At 76.6% G+C, this 9,683-nt stretch carries 1 protein-coding gene; it reads left to right on the top strand.

Annotated elements, in window-relative coordinates:
• The first annotated feature begins 26 nt into the window (after positions 1–26).
• Positions 27–9,638, top strand: coding sequence for an amino acid adenylation domain-containing protein (locus AB0C99_RS10580; protein WP_362472409.1), 9,612 nt, complete (start codon positions 27–29; stop codon positions 9,636–9,638).
• Positions 9,639–9,683: the final 45 nt, after the last annotated feature.

Raw genomic sequence — 9,683 nt, 5'->3', positions numbered from 1 at the left:
GCACACAACGACCATGGAGACCCGCGATGCCGTTTTCGCCGGAGCGCTTGCCGTCGGCCGCTATCGACCCGAACGAGTCCCTGCACGGCCTGGTGGCCGGGCACGCGGCGAGCCGCGGTGACGCGCCCGCGCTGCGCTGCGGCCCGGTCGAGCTGAGCTACGCCGAACTGGACGCCCGGGCCGGGCGCCTGGCCCGGGTGCTGCGCGCCCGAGGTGTCGGCGCCGAGGACCTGGTGGCGCTGGCGCTGCCGCGCTCGGCCGAGCTGATCGTCGCGATGCTGGCGGTCGGGAAGGCGGGCGCCGCGTTCCTGCCGGTGGACGTGCACCACCCGGCCGAGCGGATCGCGTTCATGTGCGCGGACAGCGCCCCGCGCGCCCTGCTGACCTCGGGGGCGGAGCGGTACGGCCTGCCGGACACGCCCGGCACGGCCCAGTGGTCCCTGCCGGAGCTGCTGGCGGAGGCGGAGGCGGGCGGGTCCGGCCCGGCGGAGGAGCCCGCGAGCGCACCCTCCCCCGCGCACCGCCCGCTCTCCCTCGCGTACGTCATCTACACCTCCGGTTCGACGGGCCGCCCCAAGGGCGTCGCCGTGCCGCACCGGGGGCTGCCCGCGTTCGCCGCCGATCTGGTGGAGCGGATGGCATCGGGCCCGGACGCGGTGGTGTCCCAGCTCGCCTCGCCCAGCTTCGACGCCATGATCATCGAGGTGCTGCTGGCGTTCGCGCCGGGCGGCACGCTGGTCGTCGCCCCGCCGGACCCGCCGGCCGGCGAGGAGCTGGCCGCGTTCCTCGCGGACAACGGGATCACCCACGCCTTCGTCGCCCCGTCGGTGCTGGCGACCGTGCCGCCCGCCGCGCTGCCCGCGCTGCGGGCCCTGATGGTCGGCGGCGAGGCGTGCCCCGCGCGCCTGGTGGAGCTGTGGGCGCCGGGCCGCCGGATGGTGAACGGCTACGGCCCCACCGAGACCACGATCGCGATCACCCTGTCCGCGCCGCTCGTGCCCGGCCCCGACGCGCCGCCGATCGGCTCCCGCTCCGGGGACACCCGCCTGTACGTCCTGGACGCGGCGCTGCGCCCGACACCGCCCGGCGAGATCGGCGAACTGTACAGCGGGGGCGGCGGGGTGACCCGCGGCTATGTGAACCGGGCCGCGCTGACCGCCGAGCGCTTCCTCGCCGACCCCTTCGGGGAGCCGGGGAGCCGGATGTACCGCACCGGCGACCTGGTGCGGCTGCTGCCGGACGGACAGCTCGCCTACTGCGGGCGGGCCGACGACCAGGTGAAGATCCGGGGCCTGCGGATCGAGCCGGGCGAGATCGAGGCGGTGCTGACCGGGCACCCGGCGGTGGAGCAGGCCCGGGTGCTGGTGCACGAGGACCAGCGGGGCGAGAAGCGCCTCGCGGCCTACGTGGTGGCCGCGCCGGTCCGGGAGAGCGACGACGACGGCAACGCCGGGAGGCACGTCGACGAGTGGCAGCAGATCTACGAGACCTTCTACGACGAGTCCGACCGCTCGGCCTTCGGCTCCGACTTCTCCGGCTGGAACTCCACGTACACCGGCGAGGGCATCCCGGTCGAGGAGATGGGCCGCTGGCGGGAGGCGTTCGTCGGCCGGGTGCGGGACTTCGCGCCCCGGCGGGTCCTGGAGGTCGGCGTCGGCTCGGGCCTGATCCTGACCCGGCTGGTCGGCGAGGTCGACGAGTACTGGGGCACCGACTACTCGGCGTCCGCCGTCGAGGGCCTGCGCGACCGGCTGGCCGGGGAGCCGGAGGCCGCGAAGGTCACCCTGCGGGTCCAGCCCGCCGACGACACCGAGGGGCTGCCGCGGGGCCGCTTCGACACCATCCTGATCAACTCCGTGGTGCAGTACTTCCCCGACGAGCGCTATCTGCGGGACGTCCTGGTCAAGCTGCTCGGCCTGCTCGCGCCGGGCGGCCGGCTGCTCGTCGGCGACGTGCGCTGCCTGCCGCTCGTGGACGCCATGTGGACCGGCGTCCGGCTCGGGCAGCTCGGCCACGACCCGGAGCCGGAGGCGCTGCGCCGCGAGGTCGAGCAGGCGGTGCTCCTGGAGAAGGAGCTGCTGATCGACCCGGGCCTGTTCCACTCCGTCGGCGCGGGCGCCGTGGACGTACGGCTCAAGCGGGGCGCGGACCACAACGAGCTGACCAAGCACCGCTACGACGTGGTGCTGCACGGCCCCGGCACCCCCGCGCAGGACCTGGCCGGTGTCCCGGAGCTGCGCTGGGGCCCCGACGTGCGGGACCCGGAGGAGCTGGCCGCGCGGCTGGCCGACGGGACGGCGCTGCGGCTGACCGGGGTGCGCAACGCGCGGGTCGCCGGCGAGGTCGCCGCCGCGCGGGCGGTCCGGGCGGGCGAGCCGGTGGCGGCGGCCCGCGCGGCGCTCGACGGGCCCGCGGACCGGACCGACCCGGAGGACTGGCACGCCCTCGCCGGGGCGCACGGCCGCACCGCCGTGGTCACCTGGTCCGCCGCGGGCCCCGACCTGGTGGACGTGGTGTTCCCGGCGGCCGACAACCCCCGGGCGCTGGCCGGGACGTACCGGCCGGGGGGCGCCGCCGCCTTCACCAACGACCCGATCGCCACCCGGCGGCGCGGGCTGCTCGTCGCCGCGCTGCGCGACCTGGCCAGGGGGGAGCTGCCCTCCTATCTGGTGCCCGCCGCGTTCGTGGTGCTCGACGCGCTGCCGCTGACCGCGAGCGGCAAGCTGGACCGGCGGGCGCTGCCCGAGCCGGACTTCCGCGGCGAGGTGTCGGGGCGGGCGCCCCGGGACGCGCGGGAGAAGCTGCTGTGCGAGCTGGCCGCCGAGCTCCTCGACCGGGCCTGGGTCGGCATCGACGACGACTTCTTCGAGCTGGGCGGGCACTCGCTGCTCGCCGCCCGGCTGCTCAACCGGGTCCGGGGCGCCTTCGGCGTACGGGTCGGGCTCGACGCGCTGTTCGCGACGCCGACCATGGCCGGGCTCGCCGCCACCATCGCGGCGACCGGCGAGCTGGAGGCGCCGCCGCTGGTGGCGGGCGAACGGCCGGAGCGGCTGCCGCTGTCCTGGGCGCAGCAGCGCCTGTGGTTCGTCAACCGGATGGACCCGCTGGGCTGGACGTACAACCTGCCGGTGGTGCTGCGGCTGGCCGGCCCGGTGGACCTGGCGGCGCTGAACGGCGCGGTCCGGGACCTGACGGCCCGGCACGAGACGCTGCGCACGGTCTTCGACGAGCGGGACGGCAGCCCGTTCCAGCGGGTGCTGCCCGCGGCGCCGGACGGCGGCCCGGACATCGGCCCCGACGGCGGCCCGGTCGACGGCCCGGTCGACGGCCCGAACGGCGGCCAGGACCGCGGCCCGGACGGCCCGGTGCGGGTCCTCGACGTGGCCGAGGCGGAGCTGGACGAGGCCGTGCGGACCGCGTGCCGGGAGCCCTTCGACATCACGGCCGAGGCGCCCGTACGGGTGCGGCTGCTGCGGACCGCGCCGGAACGGCACGTCCTCGTGCTGGTGCTGCACCACATCGCGGGCGACGGCTGGTCGATGCGGCCCCTGGCGCAGGACCTGGCCGCCGCGTACGCGGCCCGCCGGGAGGGGGGCGCGCCGGAGCGGGCGCCGCTGCCGGTGCAGTACGCGGACTACGCGCTGTGGCAGCGGGAGCTGCTGACCGGCGCGTACCAGGAGCAGTTGACCGGGTTCTGGCGGGACTACCTGGCGGGGCTGCCGGAGGAGCTGGCGCTGCCGTACGACCGGCCCCGGCCCGCCGGTGCCGACCACGCGGGCGAGCTGCTGCCGCTGCGGATCCCGGCGGAGCTGCACACCGCGCTGCTCGACCTGGCGCAGCGGAGCCGGACCACGCTGTTCATGGTGCTGCACGCGGCGCTCGCGGCGCTGTACACGCGGCTCGGCGCGGGCACCGACATCCCGATCGGCACGGTGGTCGCCGGGCGCGGCGACGACCAGCTGGAGGAGCTGGTCGGCTTCTTCGTCAACAACGTGGTGCTGCGCGCCGACACCTCGGGCGACCCGACGTTCCGCGAGCTCCTGGAGCGCGCCAGGACCTCCGACGTGGCCGCGCTGAGCCACCAGGAGCTGCCCTTCGACCGGCTGGTGGAGGCGCTGAACCCGGGCCGCTCGCTGAGCCGCCACCCGCTGTTCCAGACCATGCTGGTGCTCCAGAACAACGAGGACGCCGGTTTCGGCCTCGCCGGTCTGGACGTGGAGGTGGTCCGCTCGACGCCGTCCGCCGCCCAGCTCGACCTGTTCGTGAACCTGACCGAGGGGTACGCGGGGGACGGCGCCGCCGACGGCATCGTGGGCGAGATCGTCTACCGCACCGGGCTGTTCGACCCGGAGACCGTCCAGGCGCTGGCCGACCGGTTCGTGCGGGTCCTGGCGGCCGTGGCCGCCGACCCCGACCGGCGGCTCGGCGGGCTCGACGTCCTCGGCGCCGCCGAGCGCGAGGCGCTGCTGCACGGCCGGCGCGACACCGCGCGGGAGCTGCCCGGGGCCTCGCTGCCGGGGCTGTTCGCGGCGCGGGCGGCGGAACACCCCGACGCGGTGGCGATCGCGGGCCCGACGGTCCTCACGTACGCCGAGCTCGACCGGCGGGCCAACCACCTGGCGCACCGGCTGGTCGAGGCCGGCGCGGCCCCGGACCGGCCGGTGGCCCTGCTGCAGGAACGTTCGGCCGAGCTGGTCGTGTCGATGCTCGCGGTGCTCAAGGCGGGCTCCTCGTACCTGCCGCTGCCCTCGGGCGTACCGGCGGCCCGGCTGCGCGAGATGGCGGAGCGGGCCGGTGCCGAACTGCTGGTCACCGACCGCGGGACCGGGGCGGACTCGGTGACCGGGACGGCCGGGACGGCCGGGCTGACCGGGCTGACCGGTGCGGACGGGACTGACAGGACGGACGGGACGGACGGGACGGACGGGACGGACGGGCTGACCGGTGCGGCCGGGCCGACCGGGACGGACAAGTCGGCCGGTGCGGCGGGGCTGACCGGGCTGACCGGTGCGGCCGGGCTCACCGGGACGGACGGACTCGACGGCCTGACCGGCCTGACCGTGCTGCCCCCCGGCGACGGCACCGCCGACCACCCGCCGCTCCCCCACCCCCACCCCGACCAGGCCGCGTACGTGATGTTCACCAGCGGCTCGACCGGCGTCCCGAAGGCCGTCGTGCTGACCCACCGCAACGCCGCCGGATTCGTCCGCGACGGCCTCTGGCGGGCCGGGGCCACGGTGCTGATGCACTCGGCGACCGGCTTCGACGCCTCGGTGCACGAGATCTGGACCCCGCTGCTGACCGGCGGCACGGTCGTCGTGGCGCCCGAGGGGATCCTCGACGCGGCCGGGCTCGCCGCGGCGGTCACCGGCTCCGGCGTGGACCGGATCTGGCTGACCTCGGGCCTGTTCGGGGCGCTCGCCGAGGACCCGGAGTGCTTCGCGGGCGTCCGGGAGGTGCTGACCGGCGGCGACGTCGTGCCGCCCGCCGCCGTCGCCCGGCTGCTGGAGCGCCACCCGGAGCTGACGGTCCGCGCCCTGTACGGGCCGACCGAGACCACCACCTGCTCGACCCGCTTCTCGATGTCCGGCGCGGAGCCGGTGCCCGCCCGGGTGCCGATCGGCGGCCCGATGGACGACACCCGCCTGTACGTGCTGGACGCGCGGCTCCGGCCGGTGCCGACCGGGGTGCCGGGCGAGCTGTACATCGCGGGCACCGGGGTGTCCCGGGGCTACGCCGGACAGCCCGGGCTGACCGCCGAGCGCTTCACCGCCGACCCGTGGGGCCCGCCCGGCGCCCGGATGTACCGCACCGGCGACATCGCCCGGTGGCGGCGGGCCGGCCGGACGCTGGACTTCGTCGGACGGGCCGACGCCCAGGTGAAGATCCGGGGCTTCCGCGTCGAGCCCGCCGAGGCCGAGGCGGCGCTCACCGCGCTGCCGGAGATCGCGCAGGCGTTCGTCACCGCCCACGAGGACCCCGCCGGTGAACGCCGCCTGGTCGCCTATCTGGTGCCCGACGGCGCCGCGCCGGACCTCGCCGCCGTCCGCGACCACCTGGCCGGGGCGCTCCCCGACTACCTGGTGCCCAGCGCCTTCGTCCTCCTGGACCGGCTGCCGCTGACCGGCAACGGCAAGGTGGACCGCCGGGCGCTGCCCGAGCCGGAGTTCACCGCCGGGGCCGGCTACACGGCGCCGCGCACCCCGACCGAGGAGATCGTGGCCGGGCTGATGGGCGAACTGCTCGGCCGGAGCCGGGTCGGCGCCCACGACAACTTCTTCGACCTGGGCGGGCACTCGCTGCTCGCCACCCGGCTGGTCAACCGGATCCGCACCCATCTCGGCGCGGACCTGGGTGTGGCCGACCTGTTCGAGGCCCCGACGGCGGCGGCGCTCGCCGCGCGGATCGGCTCCGGCGGCACCGGCGGCACCGCCGACCCGGCGGGCCGCGCCCGCCCGGCCCTGGTCCCGGCCGCCCGCCCGGAGCCGCTCCCGCTGTCGTACGCCCAGGAACGCCTCTGGTTCCTCTCCCGGTGGAACGGTCTTGGCTGGCCGCTCCCGCTGCGGGTGGACGGGCCCGTGGACACCGGCGCGCTGCGCGCCGCCGTCGGCGACCTGCTGGCGCGGCACGAGACGCTGCGCACCCGCTTCCCCGAGACGGACGGGGTGCCGCGCCAGGAGGTCCTGGAGCGGGCCGACCCGGACGAGGTGCTGCGGGTGACGGAGGTGGCGCCCGAGGAGCTGGACCGGGAGCTGACGGCCGCCGCCGCGCACCGCTTCGACCTCACCGCCGAACTCCCGCTGCGGCTGCACCTGTTCAGCACCGGCCCGGAGCGGCACACGCTGCTCCTGCTGATGCACCACATCGCCGGCGACGGCTGGTCGCAGCTCCCGCTCGCCCAGGACCTGGCCGCCGCCTACGCGGCGCGCCTGGCCGGCGGGGCCCCGGCCGCCCGCGCGCTGCCGGTGCAGTACGCCGACTACACGCTGTGGCAGCGGGCGCTGCTCGCGGGCCCGGACGGCGACCGGCTCACCGCGCACTGGCGGGAGCGGCTCGCCGGGCTCCCGCAGGAGCTGGCGCTGCCCTACGACCGGCCCCGGCCGGACTCCTCGGACCTGCGCGGCGCGCTGCTCCCGGTCGCCCTGCCCGCGCCGCTCCACGCGGGCCTGCTCGACCTGGCCCGGTCCACCCACACCACGCTGTTCATGGTGCTGCACGCCGCCCTCGCCGCGCTGTACACCCGGCTCGGCGCGGGCACCGACATCCCGCTGGGCACGGCGGTCGCGGGGCGCAGCGACGACGGTCTCGACCAGCTCGTCGGCTGCTTCGTCAACAGCCTGGTGCTGCGCACCGACACCTCCGGCGATCCGAGCTTCCGCGAACTGCTGGGCCGGGTCCGGGAGCTGGACCTGTCCGCGTACGCCCATCAGGAGCTGCCGTTCGACCGGCTGGTGTCGGCGCTGAACCCGGCCCGCAGCCTGAGCCGGCACCCGCTGTTCCAGACGATGCTGGTGCTCCAGAACAACGCGGAGTCCGCCTTCGCGCTGTCCGGTACGGAGGTGTCGGCGGCGCCGACGGAGGGCGAGCTGGCCTCGCTCAAGGTCGGCCCGGTGGACTTCGACCTGAGCCTGAGCTTCGCCGAGCGGCTCGGGGCGGGGCGGGAGCCCGAGGGCATCACGGGCGAGGTGCGCTACCGCACCGACATGTTCGACCGGGAGACGGTGGCGTCCCTGACGGACCGGCTGCTACGGGTGCTGGCGGCTGCGGTCGCGGACCCGGACGCGCCGATCGGGCGGTTCGAGCTGCTCTCCGACGAGGAGCGGCGGAGCGCGCTGGCCGCGCCGCGCGAGACCGGGCGGCCGGTCGTCGGCGAGGACCTGGCGACGCTGTTCGCCCGGCGGGCCGCGGCCCGGCCGGACGCGGTGGCGGCGGTCGAGGGCGACCGCTCGATCACGTACGGGGAGCTGGACCGGCGGGCCAACCACCTGGCGCACGCGCTGGTCGCGGCGGGCTGCCGGCCCGACGACCCGGTGGCGGTGCGCCTGCCGCGCGGGATCGACTACCTGGTCACCGTGCTGGCCGTGATCAAGGCGGGCGGCGGCTACCTGCCGCTGCCAAGCTCCGCGCCGCTCGCCCGGCGGCAGCACATGGTCGACCACATGGGCGCGCGGCTGCTGGTGGCGGAGGACCGGACGGACCTGACGGGAGTCACGGTCGTCCGCCCGTCCCCCGGCACCGCCGAGCACGGCCCGTCCGTCACGGGCCACCCGGAACTGACGGCGTACACGATGTTCACCAGCGGTTCGACGGGCACGCCGAAGGCGGTGAGCGTCTCGCACCGCGCCGTCGCCGAGTTCGTGGCCGACCGCGCCTGGGCGGGGCTGCGGCCCGCCGACGCCCTGATGCACTCGCCGGTCTCCTTCGACCCGTCCACGTACGAGATCTGGCTGCCGCTGCTGACCGGCGGACGGGTGGTGATCGCGCCGGAGGGCGAGCTGGACACCGAGGTGCTGGCCCGCACGGTGACCGGGGGCGGGGCCACCACGGCGGTCTTCACCTCGGCGCTGTTCAACCTGATGGTGGCCGAGGCTCCGGCGGCGATGGCGGCGATGGACCTGGTGTGGGTCGCCGGGGACGTGGTGTCGCCCGCGACGGTCGCGGAGCTGCTGGCCGGGGCGCCGGACACCGCCGTCGCGGCGGCCTGGGGCACCACCGAGACCACGATCATCTCCACCTGGCACCCGCTCGACGGGGCCCCGGCCCGCACGGTGCCGATCGGCAGGCCGATGGACCACACCGGCGTCTATCTGCTCGACGAGCGGCTCCGGCCGGTGCCCCCGGGGGTGCCGGGCGAGGTGTACGTGACCGGGACCGGGCTCGCCCGGGGGTACGCGCGCCAGCCCGAGGTGACGGCGGGCCGCTTCGTGGCCGATCCGTACGGGCCGCCCGGCGGGCGCATGTACCGCACCGGCGACCTGGCCCGCCGCCGGGCGGACGGGGTGCTGGAGTTCGAGGGCCGGGCGGACGCGCAGCTGAAGGTGCGCGGCTTCCGGATCGAACCCGCCGAGGTCGAGGCGGCGCTGACCGGGCACCCGGACGTGGCGCACGCGACGGTGACCGGGGACGGCGAGCGGCTGATCGGCTATCTGGTGCCGGCCGGGGCGGACGTGGCCTCGGTGCGCGAGCACGTCGCCGCGCTGCTGCCGGAGCACATGGTGCCGAGCGTCTTCGTGACGCTGGACCGGCTGCCGCTGACCGCCAACGGCAAGGTCGACCGCAGGGCGCTCCCCGCGCCGGACCCGCGGGCGGCCGGGCCCGTCTACACGGCGCCCCGCGACGAGCGGGAGGAGGCCCTGTGCGCGATGTTCGCGGAGGTCCTGAAGGCCGAGCGGGTCGGCGTCCACGACAACTTCTTCGACCTCGGGGGCCACTCGCTGCTCGCGACCCGGCTGCTGAACCGGGTGCGGACGCGCTACGACGCGAGCCTCAGCGTCGCCGCGCTGTTCGAGTCCCCGACGGTCGCGGCCCTCGCCGAGCGCCTGGGCCGGTCCGCGGGCCGCGGCCGCCCGAAGCTGCGGCGCCGCACCGGCCCCGCCGGGCCGCCCGAGTCCTCCGGCCACCAGCCGGACCCCCGATGACCTCAGAACCCGAGTCGATCCTCGTATGGGAATGGGAGAGCACGA

The sequence above is a fragment of the Streptomyces sp. NPDC048659 genome (genome assembly GCF_040650575.1).
Lineage (GTDB): Bacteria > Actinomycetota > Actinomycetes > Streptomycetales > Streptomycetaceae > Streptomyces.
This window is presented reverse-complemented; position numbering and strand designations above follow the sequence as displayed.